This window comes from Sphingomonas sp. 179-I 2A4 NHS (genome assembly GCF_045369135.1).
In the GTDB taxonomy this organism is placed as follows: Bacteria; Pseudomonadota; Alphaproteobacteria; order Sphingomonadales; family Sphingomonadaceae; genus Sphingomonas.
The window spans coordinates 317,603-332,774 of sequence record NZ_JBIQFL010000004.1 but is presented as its reverse complement, the minus strand read 5'-3'; the positions used below and the strand labels follow the sequence as shown (position 1 = coordinate 332,774).

Below are 15,172 nucleotides of genomic sequence, written 5' to 3'. Positions count from 1 at the left end.
TTGGCTTAACCGCGAAAAGCTTGTCAGGCGAAGCGGTTGTCGCGCGGGAAGCCGGTCGGCGGCATCCGCCCGGCCGCGCCGCGCGCGGTGCGCCATGGCGACAGGTCCGCCTCGGTCCGCGTCCGCCCGCTGTCGCCGCCCATCGGCCAGCTCAGCCCGTCGCTGAACTTGAACGTGATGGCGTCGCTCAGGCCACCGTCGCGATAGCGCTGCAGCTGCGATCCCTGCCCGCGCGTCATCTCGGCCAGCTCCGCCAGCGGGAAGACGACCATCTTGCGATTGTCACCGATCGCAGCGACGTAATCGTCGTCCTTCGCCACCGGCCGCACCACCGCCAGCTTCGCGCCGGTGCGCGGCGTCACCACCGTCTTGCCCTTGCGAGTCTCGGCCAGCACCTCGTTCACCGGCACGATGAAGCCGCGCCCGTCGCTCGCCGCTACCAGCAGCTTGCCGTCGCGCTCCGCCTTCAGCAGCCGAACGATGCCGATCCCGCCATCGAGGTCGATCGTCGCGCGCACCGGCTCGCCGAAGCCGCGTCCGCCCGGCAGCTTGTCCGCCGCCAGCGTGTAGAAACGCCCGTTCTCCGCCGCGAGCAGCAGCTTGTCCGTCGTCTGCGCGTGGAAGGCAAAGGCGGGTCCATCGCCTTCCTTGAACTTCAGCGTCTCGGCGGAGGCCAGCTCGACATGCCCCTTCATCGCCCGGATCCAGCCGCGCTGCGACAGGATGACGGTGATCGGCTCGCGCTCGATCATCGCCTCCAGCGGGATGTCGCGCGCCGGCGCGGCTTCCTCGATCGTCGTGCGCCGTTTGCCCAGCGCTGTCTCCGGGCCATAGCGGTCGCGGATCTTCTCCAGATCCTTCTTCATCCGCGTCCGCTGGCGCGCGTCCGATCCCAGCAGCAGCTGAAGGCTCGCCTGCTCCTTCTCCAGGGCCACCTGTTCGCGCTTCAGCTCCATTTCCTCAAGCTTGCGCAAGCTGCGCAGCCGCATGTTGAGGATCGCCTCGGCCTGCCGGTCGGTCAGGTCGAACTCAGCGATCATCACCGCCTTGGGCTCGTCCTCGGTGCGGATGATCTCGATCACCCGGTCGAGGTTGAGGAAGGCGGTGATATAGCCCTTCACCAGCTCAAGCCGGTCGGCGATCTTGTTCAGCCGATGCTCGGTGCGGCGGCGAAGCACGATGAACTGATGTTCCAGCCACGACGCCAGCGCCTGCGCCAGGCTCATCACCCGCGGCGTGCGCTGCGCATCCAGCACGTTGAGGTTGAGCGGCACGCGCGTCTCGAGATCGGACAGGCGATAGAGCCCGTCCATCAGCACTTGCGGATCGACCGTCCGGCTGCGCGGCTCCAGCACCAGGCGGATCTCCGCGTCGGATTCGTCGCGCACATCGGCCAGGATCGGCAGCTTCTTGTCGTTCACCAGGCCGGCGATCTGCTCGATCAGCTTGCCCTTCTGCACGCCGTACGGGATCTCGCTGACGATGATCTGCCAGCCCCCGCCCTTCTCCCGCTCCACGCTCCAGCGGCAGCGCACGCGGAACGATCCGCGCCCCGTGGCATAGGCCTCGCGGATGATCGCCGGCGGATCGACCAAGAGGCCGCCCGTCGGGAAGTCCGGCCCCTGAACGAACGCGAGCGGATCGGCGGCGGGATCGTCGATCAGCGCGATCGCCGCGTCCAGCAGCTCGGCCGCATTGTGCGGCGGAATGCTGGTCGCCATGCCCACGGCAATGCCGCTCGCGCCATTTGCCAGCAGGTTGGGGAACAGGCCCGGGAACAGTTCGGGCTCCTGGTCCTCGCCATTGTACGTCGGGCGGAAGGCGACGGCATCCTCGTCCAGCCCGTCCATCAGGTCGATTGCGACCTGCGTCAGCCGCGCCTCGGTGTAGCGGTAGGCCGCAGCATTATCGCCGTCGATGTTGCCGAAATTGCCCTGCCCGTCGACAAGCGGATAACGCAGCGCGAAATCCTGCGCGAGGCGGACCATCGCGTCATAGACCGACTGGTCGCCGTGCGGGTGGTATTTACCGATCACGTCGCCGACGACGCGGGCGCACTTCTTGTAGCCCTGCGTCGGATCGAGCCGCAGCAGCCGCATCGCCCACAACAAGCGGCGATGCACCGGCTTCAGCCCATCACGGACATCGGGCAGCGATCGCGCGGTGATCGTCGACAGCGCATAGACGAGATAGCGTTCGGAAAGCGCGGAATCGAACGGCGCGTCCAGCACGCCGATCGGGGGGTCATCACGAAGATCGGTCATTGTCGCCGACGATAGCAGCGGGTGCGGGGCGCGGCTATCGCCCGCTTGCGATCTCCGCCAGCAGCCATTCCCGGAAACGCGCGATCTTGGGCACGCGCCGGCGATGCTCCTGGCAGACCAGCCAGTAGCTGAGGCCAAGCTCCGATACCTGGGCGAACGGCTGCACCAGCCGGCCGGTCGCGATCTCGCCTTGCCACAGCTTCGGCGTCAGCATCGCGATGCCGTGCCCGGCCATCGCCGCCTGCCCCTCGCTCGACTGGGAATCGTAACGAATGGCCGGGCGTAGCGATGCGGCGGCAAAGTCCACCCCCGCATCGCGCAGCCATTGCTCGATCCAGGGATCGTCCGGGCTGATCAGCGGCAGCCGCAGCAGATCGGCCGGCACCTTCGGCCCGCCGTGGCGCTCGAAGAACTCGGGGCTGCACATCGGCGTGAAGTCGACCGCCATCAGCCGTTCCTGCGTCAGCCCCGGCCAGCCGCCCGTGCCACTGCGGATCGCCAGATCCACCTCCGCGGTCGCGAAATCGATCATCGTGTTGGTCGTCTGGATGCGCACTTCCAGATCGGGGTGCGCCGCCTGAAACCCGCCGATCCGCCGCGCCAGCCACGTCGAGCCGAAGGTATTGGTCGTGGTGATCGACAGCACCCCGGCATCCTCCGCCCGTACCATCGCGAAGGCGGCGTCGATCGCATCGAACGCCGGGATCAGCTGCGCAGCGACCCGAGAACCGATATCGGTGAGCGCGACGCGGCGCTTTTCCCTGCGAAACAAGGTAGTTGCAAGCCGTTCTTCCAGCACCTTGATCTGATAGCTGACGGCCGCCTGGGTCATGCCCAGCTCCTGCGCGGCCGCGGTGAAATTCTGGTGCCGCGCCGCCGCCTCGAACACCCGAACGGCAGCAAGGGACGGCAGGCGTCGCATGGCCGAAGATGATAAGCTCCGCTTATCGAAATGGTCCAGCGATTTGTTGGCCGCGCGGGGCGGCAAGCGTCATCTTCTTCTCGTCACGAGAGGAGGCAACAATGCGCGACGATTTCCTTAGCCGCGACTGGGCCGAGCACCACAGCAGCATGTCGAGCGGGATCGGCCGGCTGATCGATAACACGATGGCCGCCTTCGCCCGGCTGCGTGCCAGGCAGTTCGACGCCCCCTGGAAGACGGCGCGGCGCGAGCGCTGCGGCTGATGCGAGGATTACGACAGCCGGTACGAACAACACACATTCCGGCTTGTCGAATGCCCGCCGCCCTGCCCCGCGGCATACGGGCCGATGCGGCCGGCACTTCGACAAGCCCGGTTACGAAACACACCAGCGCGCACTTCTTCATAGTATCGACGGAAAAGCCGACGTAGCGTAGCCGCGTGATCGCCCTGCTCCTGCCGCTGCTGCTCGCCGCCATGCCCGAACCCGAAGCCAAACTCCTCACCTGGCCCGATCTGCTGTCGCGTGCCCGGCCCAGCGCCGACGCGACGATCGTCTACGGGCCGGACCCGTATCAGAAGGTGGATCTGTGGCGCCCCGCCGGCCCCGGTCCCCACCCCGTCGTGGTGATGGTCCACGGCGGCTGCTGGCAGACCAGCATCGCCGATCGAACGATCATGGACTGGATTGCAGACGACCTGCGCGGTGCCGGGATCGCGGTGTGGAATATCGATTACCGCGGCGTGGATCGTGCGGGTGGCGGCTATCCCGGCACCTTCATAGACGCCGCGAAAGCTGCCGATCAACTCGCGGCAAACGCACGGAAATATAATCTCGACACCAGCCGTGTCGTCGCCGTCGGCCACTCCGCGGGCGGGCACCTCGCGCTGTGGCTCGCCGCCCGCGGCAAATTGCCGGCGACCAGCCCGCTCTACACGGCCGCACCGCTCAAGATCGCGCATGTCATCAGCCTCGGCGGCCTCCCGGATCTCGAAGCCACCGCATCAAGCCCGGACAATGGCTGCGGCACCGAGGTGGTGGGCAAGCTCGTCGGCACCGATCGCTCCGATCCGTATGCCGACACGTCCGTGCCCCGCCTCTTCCCGCTCCGCGTCTCGCAAACGCTGGTCAATGGGCGCGAGGATCGCATCATCCCGTTTCGCATGGCAACCGACTATGTTGCCCGCGCGAGGAACGCCGGGGACGCGGTTGAACTCATCGAGGTGCCCGCCACCGGCCATGTCGAACTCGTGACGCCGGATACCGGCGCCTGGGCTGGGACACGCCAGTTGATCCAGTCGTTCTTCGCTGGCTCCCCGGCGACGCGCCACTGATCTTCAGGCCCGCCGTGATTGCGCCATCGGCACCCTTGGCCTATACGCGCCCCCATTCCCGCCCCGGCCGCGCCGCTTCCGTCGCGTCGCCGGGGCTGTCCATTTCAGGGGTGATGCGATGGCGCGGCGCCGGCAGATTTACGAAGGCAAGGCGAAGATCCTGTACGAGGGTCCCGAACCCGGCACCTTGATCCAGTATTTCAAGGACGACGCGACGGCGTTCAATGCCCAGAAGAAGGGCACGATCAACGGCAAGGGCGTCCTCAACAACCGCATCAGCGAGCACATCTTCACGCTGCTCGATGCGATCGGCGTCCCGACGCACTTCATCCGCCGTCTCAACATGCGCGAACAACTTATTCGCCAGGTTGAGATCGTGCCGATCGAGGTGGTGGTGCGCAACGTCGCCGCGGGTTCGCTGACGAAGCGGCTCGGGATCGAGGAAGGCACCAAGCTGCCGCGCACGATCATCGAATATTATTACAAGGACGATGCGCTCGGCGATCCGATGATCTCCGACGAGCATATCGCCGCCTTCGGCTGGGCCAGCCAGGAAGAGATGCACGACATCGCCGATCTGGCGATTCGGGTGAACGATTTCCTCTCCGGCCTGTTCGCTGGCGTCGGCATCCGCCTTGTCGACTTCAAGCTCGAATTCGGTCGCATCTGGGATAACGACTACGGCCGCATCATCCTCGCGGACGAGATCAGCCCCGATGGCTGCCGCCTGTGGGACATGACCACCAACGAGAAGCTCGACAAGGATCGCTTCCGCCGCGATCTCGGCGGCGAAGTCGAGGCCTATCAAGAGGTTGCACGTCGCCTTGGCCTTCTCCCCGAAGGTGGCGAGACGGCCGTGCTCGACATGGCCGAACACCGCGAGAAGCGCGGAAAGTAACGACGAACAGGCTCTCGGATCGTAGCCGGAGCGATGCTCCGACGGTTGCGATCCGACAGCGCATCGAATAGCGGACCGCCATGAAATTGCGCATCCATGTCACGCTCAAGCCCGGCGTCCTCGATCCCCAGGGCAAGGCGATCGAACACGCTTTGACCGGGCTCGGCTTTGCCGGTGTCGAAGGCGTCCGCGTCGGCAAGCTGATCGAGCTCGACGTCGCCGATAATGTTGACGATGCGCAGGTCGACGCCATGTGCCGCCAGCTCCTCGCCAACACGGTGATCGAGAATTATCGGATCGAACGGGCATGAAAACCGCCGTTGTCGTCTTTCCGGGCTCGAATTGCGATCGCGACATCGCCGTCGCGCTCGAGGACGTCACCGGCCGCGCGCCGGAGATGGTCTGGCACCGCGATACCGAGCTGCCCGACGGCGTTGGCCTCGTCGCGGTTCCCGGCGGTTTCTCCTACGGCGATTACCTGCGCTCCGGCGCCCTCGCCGCGCGCTCGCCGATCCTGCGCGCGGTCGCCGAACAGGCGAATCGCGGCCTGCCGGTGCTTGGCGTCTGCAACGGCTTCCAGATCCTCACCGAATCCGGCCTCCTGCCCGGCGCCTTGATGCGCAACGCCGGCCTCAACTTCGTCTGCCGCGATGTCGCGCTGACGGTCGAGAATGCGCAGAGCAGCTTCACCAGCCGCTATAATGCCGGCGAGACGATCGAGATCCCCGTCGCCCACCACGACGGCAATTACGTCGCCGACGCCGAGACGCTCGACCGGCTCGAAGGCGAAGGCCGCGTCGCCTTCCGCTATGCCGAGGAAGTGAACGGCTCCGCGCGGCGGATCGCCGGCATCCTCAATTCGGCCGGCAACGTGCTCGGCATGATGCCGCACCCCGAACGCCGCATCGGCCCGGCCCATGGCGGCGACGATGGCCGTCGGCTCTTCGAAGGGCTGCTGGAACTGGTCGCATGATCCCCGCCGCCACGCTCCCGATGGAGTGTGGCGGCGTTCCGATTGCCCGGCCCGGTCGGTGAGCGCCGCCGCTACGGTTCGCGTCGGCATCATCCTCTATGTGAACCGCTCGGGCTCGACGCTCCTGTCGCGGCTCCTCGCCGAATCGCTGGAGGACACCTTCGTCTTCCCCGAACTGCGCTTCACGCTCGACGTGCTCGTGGCGCTCCGCCGTGGCCGCACGATCCCGCCACCGGAGTTGCTCCGCCTGATGCGCGAGGACGTTCGCCTCGCCAGCCTCGGTCTCGCCGACGAGCAGATGGCCGCCGCCGCCCGCGATCACGGCGCCAGAGATCTTCGCGGCCTCCTCACCGCGCTCGCCACCGCCGCTTCCGGCCGGCGCCCGAAAGCGATGATCCTTAAGCTCGAGCCCTATATTGGCTTCATCCCGGAACTGGACACGGCTCTGACCACGCCACTCCTCATCCACGCGCTCCGCGATCCCCGCGCCGTCGCGCGATCGATGCTCGAAACGCCAGTCCCGGAAAAGCCCGGCTTCGATATGGCCCGCGGCAGCATCGTCTACGCCGCCCGCCACTGGCGCGACAATATAAGGCGCATCGACCGGCTCGCCGTCACCCGGGATGTCGTCACGATCCGCTACGAGCGCCTAACCGATCCCAACGCTCTACCATTGACGGCCATCGCTGATCGTCTGGGAACCAAGATCGCGCAAAACGCACCATCCGCATTCCAAATCGCGCCATTGGACACCGCGATACACCCGCATGTGCACGCCCCTTTCGATGCCGCTCGCGCCGATCAATGGCAGCATGACCTTCCCACTTCGGACGTCGCCTTGATTGAGACGATCTGCGCCACTGAGATGGATCGCGCAGGCTACAAGCGTACTACCCCGTCCCTCGGCCCTGCCGCGCTGACCATCGCTCACCTCCGCCATTGTCGCGCGATGACCCGGCATCTCTTGCGAACCGGCAGGATCTACGCAGAGCGCCCCGATTCCCTCCGTCGCCTCGCTGCCCGGCTCCAGCTCGCCCGAAGCGCGGGCGAATTGTGACGCCTACACCTGTGCACGGAATGGCGTGAAATCAGTGCCTTCGTCGTAAACGTCGATGCCCTCCGCCCGCTTCAGCCACCCGACAACGAGGTAGGTGACGGGGGTCAGCAGCACCTCCCAGCCAACCTTCAGCACCCATTGCGTGAACAATACGGTGATTACCAACTGCGTCGTCCATCCTTCCGCGCCAAGGAACGCGAGCGGGTAGAAGATCAGGCTGTCCACCCCCTGACCCGCGATGGTCGAACCGATGGTGCGCATCCACAGATGCTTCCCCTCCGTCATCACCTTCATGCGGGCGAGCACGTAGGAGTTCACGAACTCCCCGGCCCAAAACGCGCAGATGCTGGCAAACACGATCCGCGGCACCTGGCCGAACACCGCCTCATACGCCGCCTGGTTGGTCCAGTCTGGCGCCGGGGGCAGCGCGACGACGACCCAGGCCATGAAGGCCATGAAGATCGTCGCGGCGAACCCTGCCCAGATCACCCGCCGCGCGCGGGCATAGCCATAGACCTCGGTCAGCACGTCTCCGATGACATAGCCGACGGGAAAGAAGAGAATGCCGGCGCCGAACGGCCAATATCCGATCCCCGGCAACCACACCTGTGCAACTTTGCCTGCGCCCAGAACATTGGACAACAACAGGATGGCAACGAACGCTGCCATCACATAGTCGTAGTAGCGCAGGCTCTTCCCGTGCAGCGCAGCCGCTGCGACACGGTTCGGCAATTCCTCGTCCCTCATGGCCAGGCATCATGACGACGGTTTCCCGAGCCCGCAATCCACGCTAACAGCCCTTTGGTGGCGCCCGTAGCTCAGTTGGATAGAGCACGAGCCTTCTAAGCTTGGGGCCGCTGGTTCGAATCCAGCCGGGCGCGCCATCAGATGTTGTGACTCACCCGCGCAGAGAGAGGCGGGCTTACTCAGGCCGCGTGCCACTTCGGTCGCGCAAACGAAAATCTCTGCGCTTGGTGAACGATCCTCCTTGATCTGCATTAAGGTTTGATGCCGGATCAACATGCTCCCTTTGCAGTTGTCGTCGACGACGAACCCCTCATCCGCCTCGATGCATGCGACATCCTTGATCGAGCAGGCTTCCGCTGCCTTGACGCAGCGAACGCGGAAGAGGCGATCGACATCCTGGAGCGGCATGGCGGCCAGGTTGCCTTGCTGTTCAGCGACGTTGATCTCGGGAGCGGCATGAACGGCTTCGCGCTGGCGACAATCGTTAGCGAGCGCTGGCCGGACGTCGGCATTCTCGTCGCATCGGGCGCTTCGGTGCCTGATGAGGGGCAGCTTCCGGAAGGCGCCGTCTTCATCCGCAAGCCATTCTCCGCGGAGGTGGTGCATGATCGCGTGGCCGAAATTCTACCGGACGGCAAGAAACCCGCGCCGCTGCGTCGTGAACAATCCGAGGCGCGGCCGGCCCGCTAGCTTATCGCGTCTGGGTCACTCACGCGGCGCGCGCAGCAACCGCGACCGACAGTGCTGCACATAGCTCGTCCAGCCGCTTCGCCTGAAGGGCCATCACCTCGGGGATGGCACCCTCACATGTAAGCGGAAGCAGCATGTTCTGGTGCAGATACTCCAGGCACTCCTTTGACAGAAGGCCGCCTCCTGCCATTGCTGCTGCGAGTGCGAAGACGCCGTTGAAAGCCGACTGGCTAAGCGCGATTGCCGTCTGCGCCGCTTCGGCAATGCTCGCCTCGAATTTCTCGTTCACACTCGGAACTCCTGTCGCATCGGGCAACCTTGCGATGGTTGCTCCCTGCACACGCGACCAGCCGAGAATTGGCCAAGGCCGGATCGAACCGCAATCGGGGTTTCCCGTAGTTTCGGGCGCCAAAGATGGCGGCCGCATCGCCATTGACTCATTGTGCAACTCACTCGTACCTGTCGCAGATTAGGTCGGTCGACTTAATTGAGCTGATCCTCTGTCCACGATGACGGCGGGCGGTCTGGAGAGCGGGCATGGCGTACGACATCATCGTGATCGGCGGCGGGATCGGCGGGTCAGCGCTGGCCGCGGTGATGGCGCGAGCGGGACGGTCCGTTCTGCTGCTCGAAAAGACCACCGTTTACGAAGACAAGGTCCGCGGAGAGTGGATCGCGCCTTGGGGCGTGACGGAAACGAAGCGGCTGGGCCTGTACGACACCTTGGTCGCCGCCGGCGGCCATCACTTGACCAGCCATGTCACGTACGACGAGACGCGCGATCCGGCCGAGGCGGAGGCGCGCACCCTGCCACTTGGCATGTTCGCACCGGATGTGCCGGGTCCCTTGTGCATCCGGCACCCGGTGCACTGCCAGACCTTGTTCGACACGGCCGCCGCATCAGGCGCGACCGCACTGCGCGGCGTCGAGGTAAAGCAGATCGAACTCGGCGCCTCCCCCCGCGTCACCTATGCCCATGATGGCGCGGAGCATGTCGCGCGCGCATCGCTCGTGGTCGGCGCCGAGGGCCGCCAGTCGGCGGTGAGGCGCGCGGCCCGCATCGCGCTCCATCAGGACAAGCCGCATCACTGGTTCGCTGGCCTCCTCGTCGACGACGTGAAGGGCTGGGACGATCGCCGCCAGGCCATCGGCACCGAAGACGATTTTGCCTTTCTTGCCTTCCCGCAGGGCGGCCATCGGGTGCGCGTTTATGGTGGATGGTCTCTCGCCGACGCAAAGCGCTTCGCCGGGCCGGAGGGGCCGGCACGTTTCATACAGGCGTTCCGCATGCAGTCCGCGCCGCACAATGAAGCGATCGCTTCCGGCACGCCCGCCGGCCCGCTGTTCGCCTACCACAACAATTGCAGTGCCGCGGAGCGCCCGTTCGCCCCCGGCGCAGTGCTGGTGGGGGATGCGGCTGGATGGAACGATCCTATCCTGGGCCTTGGGCTGTCCATAACGTACCGGGACGTCCGGTTCGTCAGCGACATTCTGACAGAAACCCCGACCGGCGCTGCACCGGATTTCCGGCCCTACGCCGAAGAGCGCGCCGAGCGGATGCGGCGGCTGCGCATCGCGTCGGAAATGCAGGCGACGCTCGACATGGAGTTCGGCGAGGAGGCGCGCACCCGCCGGCGACGCTATCACGAGGCAAGCGCGGCGGATCCGATGCTCGGCCTCCACGGTGTCGCAACCTTGGCGGGGCCAGAGGCCGTGCCGCCCGAGGTTTTCGAACCAGCGCATGTCGCCCGCGTGATCGGAGCCTGATCGATGGATATTGCCCGCTACAATGCTGACTGGCTTGCTGCCTGGACAGCCAAGGACGTGGAAACGCTACTCGGCTTCTACGCCGAGGACTGCCGCTATTTCGATCCGCAGACCGCGGCCGGCATCATCGGCCACGATGGGCTGCGCAACTATCTGACGCAGCTATTCGCCGCGACGCCCGCCATGACCTACACGCCCGACGAGACGTGGCCGATCCCGGGCGGCTTTTGTGGTCGCTGGTATTGCGACGTGGCCGGTGGCGGGCGCCTGCGCGGTTTCGACATGGTGCTGCTGGACGGCGACCGGATTTCCCACAACGAAGTGTACGTTCACCAGCTTCCTCAGGAATAGGAGAGGAATCGATGCAGTTCGATTTCAGCGAACAACAGAATGAGTTCCGCGCCGAGGCTCGTCGTTTCCTCGCGGCGGAATGCTCGACGGAGCGAGTACGCAAGGTTCTGGAAGGCGGCGGCTTTGATCGCGCGCTATGGAACGGCGTTGCCGAAATGGGCTTTCTCGGGATCGCGGTTCCGGAGGAGCATGGCGGTCTCGGCCTTGGCTATCTCGAGCTCTGCGCCGTCGCGGAGGAGTTTGGCCGCGCCCTTGCGCCGCTGCCGATCCTCTCGTCGGTCTACCTTGCGGCCGAGGCCATCAAGTCGTTCGGCAACGCGCAGCAACAGAGCGAATGGCTGCCAAAGATCGCCGCCGGCGCGGCGGTCGGCTGCCTCGCCACCGCCGAAGGGGAGCGGCTGACGGAGAAGACGGTCCGGGCCACCTTCGCCAACGGCGTGCTGAACGGAAGAAAGGCGCCGGTGCTCGACGGCGATATCGCCGACGTGGCGATCGTACTGGCGAAGGAAGGAGACGCGCTGAGCCTCGTGCTCGTCGATCTGTCGCAGGATGCCGTCACCCGCCGGTCGGTCGAAACGATCGATCCGACCCGCGGCCAAGCGCATCTCACCTTCGATAATGCCGCCGCCGAACGGCTCGGGGAGCGCGGCGAAGGCTGGGCGAACCTGCAGATCCTGCTTGATCGTGCGGCCGTTCTCGTCGCCTTCGAACAGATCGGCGGCGCGGATCGGGCGCTGGAGATGGGACGCGACTATGCGCTGGAACGCATGGCGTTCGGCCGCCAGATCGGCAGCTTCCAAGCGATCAAGCACATGCTGGCCGACATGTATGTGTCGGCGACGCTGGCGCGCTCCAACGCTTATTACGGGGCTTGGGCACTTTCCACGGGCGCGGCCGAGTTGCCACGTGCCGCGGCCACGGCGCGCGTCTCGGCGACCAACGCCTTCCGCCACTGCGCCAAGAACAACATTCAGGTGCACGGCGGGATGGGCTTCACGTGGCAGATGGATTGCCACCTCTTCTATCGCCGCGCGAACCAACTGGCGCTGGCGCTCGGCAGCCTGCCGGACTGGGAAGAAAAGCTGGTCACCCGCCTCGCCGCGGCAAACGAGCCACTCGCGGCGTGATGTCGGCCACCTCCCCCTACAGCTAACCATCATCGGAGGCCTAGAGCCATGAACTTCGACGATACTCCCGAAGAAGCCACCTTCCGTGCCGAGGCCCGCGCCTGGATTGACGCGAATGCGCCCAAGCACCTTTATCCGCTACTGTCGGGCTCCGGTCATGGTACGGCAGGCGACATCGCGGATTTTGACATGCTTGCCGAGAGCAAGGCGTGGCAGAAGAAGAAATATGATGCCGGATGGGCCTGCCTTCACTGGCCCAAGGAGTACGGTGGCCGGGGCGCGACGCCGATGCAGCGCGTCATCTGGAACCAGGAGGAAGGCGTCTATGCCCAGCTCTCCTTCACCTTCATCATCGGCCAGGGAATGTGCGGCCCGACGGTGATGGCGTGGGGTAGCGAGGAAGACAAACAGGCGCTTCTTCCACCGCTTGCCGCGGGCGAGGACATCTGGTGCCAGATGTTTTCCGAGCCCTCCGCCGGCTCAGACCTGGCGGGTTTGCGTACACGCGCGGTCAAAGATGGTGACGAATGGGTCATCAATGGTTCGAAAATATGGACCTCTGGTGCCCATATCTCGCAATATGGCATCCTCCTGACCCGCACTGATCCGAGCGTCGCGAAGCACAAGGGGCTGACGATGTTCTGGGTCGACATGCGCTCGCCCGGCATCGAGGTGAGGCCGATCCTGCAAGCGCACGGCCAGTCGGGCTTCAACGAGGTGTTCTTCACCGATTTGCGCATCCCGGACAGCCAACGCCTGGGCGGCGTCGGCCAGGGATGGACGGTGTCGCTGACGACACTGATGAACGAGCGGCTTTCGATCGGGTCGGGCATGTCGACCGGGTTCGAGACCTTGCTTGATTATGCGGTGCGGGCGCCGGGTGCCGATGGGGGCCGGCTGGTGGACGATCCCGCGATCCGCTCCAAACTGGCGGACTGGGCGACGAAGGCAAGCGGACTCAAATACACCTCGATGCGCGCGCTCACTGCCCTGTCAAAAGGCCAGGAGCCAGGACCGGAGAATTCGATCGGCAAGCTGGTAGCCGGCGCGACGAGCCAGGAAATCGCCACCTTCGCGATCGACCTGCAGGGAGAGGCCGGCGTGTTCACCGATCCGGCACAGGCGGCGCACGCCGCACGCTTCCAGGCGACGCTGATGCGAAGCCCCGCGACACGGATCGAAGGCGGCACGGACGAGATCCTGCGCAACATCATCGCCGAACGCGTGCTTGGCCTGCCGGGCGACGTGCGCGTCGACAAGGACGTGCCGTTCGAGAAGATTCCTACCCGCGCCTGAGACGCAGCAAGTGGCGGGGCGCCCTCAGGCGAGCGGCGCCCCGAGATCCGGGTCAGCAGGCAAGATCGCATCCGGCAGGGCGATCACATCCCGCAACCTCGATCCGATCATGAACGGGCGCGTGTCAATCTCGTTGCCGGCGCGACTATCGGGCAAGCGAAACATCGCGATCTCGTGCTGCATCGCAAGTTCGAGATGGGCTCGGCGTGCACGTTCGTCGATCGCATGAGCAGCAGCTCTTCGCTCGCTGAGCGCACGTTGGCGATGATATATAGCGGTAGCGCCGTCGAATTCGCTGCCTCGCATTCGCCTCCGCCCTTCCTGACATTATCTCCTGGAAAACAAAGATCACTGCTGACGCTTAACGATTTGCTGTTGAAACTGGTTAACTCCCTTCCGCGAAGGATCTCGATTTCTATTCTTGGCGCTTTCGGCGAAGTGGCAGTGACGAACATGCTCGGCGGGTAATTGATGCGCAGATCTCTACATGCATTTGCTGTGCTTCAACTATGCGATGGGGCTCGCTGTCGGGTGCATTGCTGCACCGCGATCCGGTGCCGCGTTGCAGGTGATACCCTCAGTTCTCCCCCCGTGGCCCCTTCCCCGGCGCGGATCTGGCGTTAGGTTCGTTTCGCACGTCCAATGCCACGCCTTCACAAAGGGCGCGTGAGCATGCCGCGATCCAGGGGAAACGACAGCGAATGAAGGTGACCGTCTTCAGCACCAAAAGCTATGATCGCCGGTTCCTGGAAGCAGCCAATCAGGACAAGGCACATGCCCTCGTCTTCATCGAGGCTCGGTTGAACCAACACACCGCTGCGCTTGCCGCCGGGTCCGAGGCGATCTGCGCCTTCGTCAACGATCAGCTGGATCGCGAGACGCTGATCCAATTGGCAGACGGCGGCTGTCGGCTCGTGGCGCTGCGCAGCGCGGGCTTCAACAATGTCGATCTTGCGGCCGCCCGGGATCTTGGCATGACCATCGCGCGCGTGCCGGCATATTCGCCAAGCGCGATCGCCGAACATACCGTCGCGCTGATCCTGTCGCTCAATCGCAGGATCCACCGCGCCTATGCACGCGTGCGCGAAGGCAATTTCGCGCTGGACGGCCTGCTGGGCTTCGGCATGCGCGGGCGCACGGTCGGGATCGTCGGGACAGGCGAGATCGGGATCGAGGTGGCTCGCATCCTCGACGGCTTTGGCTGCCGCCTGATCGGCAGCGATCCCCTTGAGAGCGAGGAGTTCGTTCGCCTTGGCGGCAGCTACCTGCCGCTGGAGACGGTGTTTGCCGAAAGCGACATCATCACGCTGCATTGCCCGCTGACACCGGCCACCCGTCACCTGATCGATGATGCCGCCATCGCGACGATGAAGCCAGGCGTCATGCTGATCAACACCAGCCGCGGCACGGTAGTGGACACGCGGGCCGCGATCGAGGGGCTCAAGTCCGGCCGCATCGGCTACCTTGGCCTCGACGTCTATGAGGAAGAGGAAGAGCTCTTCTTCGAGAACCTGTCCGACCAGATGATCCGGGACGATCTGTTCGCGCGGCTGCTGACCTTTCCGAACGTGCTGATCACCGGCCACCAGGGCTTTTTCACGACGGAAGCACTGACCGCCATCGCGGAAACGACGATCGCCAATATCAGCGCCTTTGCCGCCACTGGTCGGCCGCTCCATGCTGTCTCCACGGAACGCCTGGCCTGACGCAATAAAGCCACCGGAACCGCGCATCCGGCCGCGGGGAG

General features: G+C 65.2%; 17 protein-coding genes and 1 tRNA gene. 13 read left to right on the top strand and 5 right to left on the bottom strand.

The features are described 5' to 3' along the window. Positions 1-23: 23 nt before the first annotated feature. Both parC and gcvA read right to left on the bottom strand, forming a co-directional pair. Positions 24-2,264 carry a DNA topoisomerase IV subunit A gene (parC, locus tag ACH0CP_RS10210; RefSeq protein ID WP_294441772.1) on the bottom strand — a complete coding sequence of 747 codons (2,241 nt, stop codon included), beginning with the start codon at positions 2,262-2,264 and terminating at the stop codon, positions 24-26. Between the two features lie 34 nt (positions 2,265-2,298). Further along, entirely contained in the window at positions 2,299-3,186 is an 888-nt protein-coding gene (gcvA, locus tag ACH0CP_RS10205) for a transcriptional regulator GcvA (RefSeq protein ID WP_294441771.1), read from the bottom strand. A 101-nt stretch (positions 3,187-3,287) separates the two neighbouring features. Between gcvA and ACH0CP_RS10200 the strand changes: the two genes are divergently transcribed. The 6 genes from ACH0CP_RS10200 to ACH0CP_RS10175 all read left to right on the top strand — a co-directional run bounded on the left by ACH0CP_RS10200 (position 3,288) and on the right by ACH0CP_RS10175 (position 7,447). Next, a complete protein-coding gene (locus ACH0CP_RS10200) occupies positions 3,288-3,449 on the top strand; it encodes a hypothetical protein (RefSeq protein ID WP_294441770.1) in 162 nt (53 codons plus the stop codon). Positions 3,450-3,625: 176 nt separating this feature from the next. Then, complete coding sequence (locus tag ACH0CP_RS10195) at positions 3,626-4,519, top strand: alpha/beta hydrolase (RefSeq protein ID WP_294441769.1); 894 nt, start codon at positions 3,626-3,628, stop codon at positions 4,517-4,519. A gap of 118 nt (positions 4,520-4,637) precedes the next feature. Next, positions 4,638-5,417, top strand: a complete 780-nt coding sequence (purC, locus tag ACH0CP_RS10190) for a phosphoribosylaminoimidazolesuccinocarboxamide synthase (protein WP_294441768.1) — start codon at positions 4,638-4,640, stop codon at positions 5,415-5,417. A gap of 80 nt (positions 5,418-5,497) precedes the next feature. Beyond that, complete coding sequence (purS, locus tag ACH0CP_RS10185; protein ID WP_294441767.1) at positions 5,498-5,728, top strand: phosphoribosylformylglycinamidine synthase subunit PurS; 231 nt, start codon at positions 5,498-5,500, stop codon at positions 5,726-5,728. Then, positions 5,725-6,390, top strand: a complete 666-nt coding sequence (purQ, locus tag ACH0CP_RS10180) for a phosphoribosylformylglycinamidine synthase subunit PurQ (RefSeq protein WP_294441766.1) — start codon at positions 5,725-5,727, stop codon at positions 6,388-6,390. Before purS ends, purQ begins: the two co-directional genes overlap by 4 nt. Beyond that, the gene (locus ACH0CP_RS10175) at positions 6,347-7,447 is read left to right on the top strand and encodes a sulfotransferase (RefSeq protein ID WP_294441765.1); all 1,101 of its coding nucleotides are present in this window, start codon (positions 6,347-6,349) and stop codon (positions 7,445-7,447) included. The genes purQ and ACH0CP_RS10175 overlap by 44 nt, the downstream gene beginning before the upstream one ends. Positions 7,448-7,450: 3 nt before the next feature. Here the strand turns inward: ACH0CP_RS10175 and ACH0CP_RS10170 are convergent, their stop codons facing one another. Next, the gene (locus ACH0CP_RS10170; RefSeq protein ID WP_294441764.1) at positions 7,451-8,194 is read right to left on the bottom strand and encodes a queuosine precursor transporter; all 744 of its coding nucleotides are present in this window, start codon (positions 8,192-8,194) and stop codon (positions 7,451-7,453) included. Between the two features lie 60 nt (positions 8,195-8,254). Here ACH0CP_RS10170 and ACH0CP_RS10165 point away from each other — a divergent pair. After that, positions 8,255-8,331: transfer RNA gene (locus tag ACH0CP_RS10165), tRNA-Arg, on the top strand. 124 nt (positions 8,332-8,455) lie between these two features. Beyond that, complete coding sequence (locus tag ACH0CP_RS10160) at positions 8,456-8,884, top strand: response regulator (RefSeq protein ID WP_294441763.1); 429 nt, start codon at positions 8,456-8,458, stop codon at positions 8,882-8,884. A gap of 19 nt (positions 8,885-8,903) precedes the next feature. Here ACH0CP_RS10160 and ACH0CP_RS10155 read toward each other — a convergent pair whose 3' ends face one another. After that, positions 8,904-9,173 (bottom strand): hypothetical protein, encoded by a 270-nt coding sequence (locus ACH0CP_RS10155; RefSeq protein WP_294441762.1) that lies wholly within the window; start codon positions 9,171-9,173, stop codon positions 8,904-8,906. Positions 9,174-9,421: 248 nt separating this feature from the next. On the opposite strand from ACH0CP_RS10155, the gene ACH0CP_RS10150 reads away from it, so the two are divergent. The 4 genes from ACH0CP_RS10150 to ACH0CP_RS10135 are packed head-to-tail and all read left to right on the top strand — an operon-like array spanning position 9,422 to position 13,425. Then, positions 9,422-10,651, top strand: coding sequence for an NAD(P)/FAD-dependent oxidoreductase (locus tag ACH0CP_RS10150; RefSeq protein WP_294441761.1), 1,230 nt, complete (start codon positions 9,422-9,424; stop codon positions 10,649-10,651). A 3-nt stretch (positions 10,652-10,654) separates the two neighbouring features. Beyond that, positions 10,655-11,002 carry a nuclear transport factor 2 family protein gene (locus tag ACH0CP_RS10145; RefSeq protein ID WP_294441760.1) on the top strand — a complete coding sequence of 116 codons (348 nt, stop codon included), beginning with the start codon at positions 10,655-10,657 and terminating at the stop codon, positions 11,000-11,002. An 11-nt stretch (positions 11,003-11,013) separates the two neighbouring features. Beyond that, positions 11,014-12,129, top strand: coding sequence for an acyl-CoA dehydrogenase family protein (locus tag ACH0CP_RS10140; protein WP_294441759.1), 1,116 nt, complete (start codon positions 11,014-11,016; stop codon positions 12,127-12,129). 48 nt (positions 12,130-12,177) lie between these two features. Continuing rightward, positions 12,178-13,425: an acyl-CoA dehydrogenase gene (locus ACH0CP_RS10135; RefSeq protein WP_294441758.1), complete on the top strand. Its 1,248-nt coding sequence runs from the start codon at positions 12,178-12,180 to the stop codon at positions 13,423-13,425. Between the two features lie 24 nt (positions 13,426-13,449). Here the strand turns inward: ACH0CP_RS10135 and ACH0CP_RS10130 are convergent, their stop codons facing one another. After that, positions 13,450-13,731, bottom strand: coding sequence for a hypothetical protein (locus ACH0CP_RS10130; RefSeq protein ID WP_406875618.1), 282 nt, complete (start codon positions 13,729-13,731; stop codon positions 13,450-13,452). A gap of 395 nt (positions 13,732-14,126) precedes the next feature. On the opposite strand from ACH0CP_RS10130, the gene ACH0CP_RS10125 reads away from it, so the two are divergent. Further along, the gene (locus ACH0CP_RS10125) at positions 14,127-15,131 is read left to right on the top strand and encodes a 2-hydroxyacid dehydrogenase (protein WP_294441756.1); all 1,005 of its coding nucleotides are present in this window, start codon (positions 14,127-14,129) and stop codon (positions 15,129-15,131) included. Positions 15,132-15,172: the final 41 nt, after the last annotated feature.

Coding starts and splice junctions, on each gene's coding strand:
- parC (WP_294441772.1), bottom strand. CDS start 2,264: ATGACCGATCTTCGTGATGACCCCCCGATCGGCGTGCTGGACGCGCCG.
- gcvA (WP_294441771.1), bottom strand. CDS start 3,186: ATGCGACGCCTGCCGTCCCTTGCTGCCGTTCGGGTGTTCGAGGCGGCG.
- ACH0CP_RS10200 (WP_294441770.1), top strand. CDS start 3,288: ATGCGCGACGATTTCCTTAGCCGCGACTGGGCCGAGCACCACAGCAGC.
- purC (WP_294441768.1), top strand. CDS start 4,638: ATGGCGCGGCGCCGGCAGATTTACGAAGGCAAGGCGAAGATCCTGTAC.
- purS (WP_294441767.1), top strand. CDS start 5,498: ATGAAATTGCGCATCCATGTCACGCTCAAGCCCGGCGTCCTCGATCCC.
- purQ (WP_294441766.1), top strand. CDS start 5,725: ATGAAAACCGCCGTTGTCGTCTTTCCGGGCTCGAATTGCGATCGCGAC.
- ACH0CP_RS10175 (WP_294441765.1), top strand. CDS start 6,347: ATGGCCGTCGGCTCTTCGAAGGGCTGCTGGAACTGGTCGCATGATCCC.
- ACH0CP_RS10170 (WP_294441764.1), bottom strand. CDS start 8,194: ATGAGGGACGAGGAATTGCCGAACCGTGTCGCAGCGGCTGCGCTGCAC.
- ACH0CP_RS10160 (WP_294441763.1), top strand. CDS start 8,456: ATGCCGGATCAACATGCTCCCTTTGCAGTTGTCGTCGACGACGAACCC.
- ACH0CP_RS10150 (WP_294441761.1), top strand. CDS start 9,422: ATGGCGTACGACATCATCGTGATCGGCGGCGGGATCGGCGGGTCAGCG.
- ACH0CP_RS10145 (WP_294441760.1), top strand. CDS start 10,655: ATGGATATTGCCCGCTACAATGCTGACTGGCTTGCTGCCTGGACAGCC.
- ACH0CP_RS10140 (WP_294441759.1), top strand. CDS start 11,014: ATGCAGTTCGATTTCAGCGAACAACAGAATGAGTTCCGCGCCGAGGCT.
- ACH0CP_RS10135 (WP_294441758.1), top strand. CDS start 12,178: ATGAACTTCGACGATACTCCCGAAGAAGCCACCTTCCGTGCCGAGGCC.
- ACH0CP_RS10130 (WP_406875618.1), bottom strand. CDS start 13,731: ATGCGAGGCAGCGAATTCGACGGCGCTACCGCTATATATCATCGCCAA.
- ACH0CP_RS10125 (WP_294441756.1), top strand. CDS start 14,127: ATGAAGGTGACCGTCTTCAGCACCAAAAGCTATGATCGCCGGTTCCTG.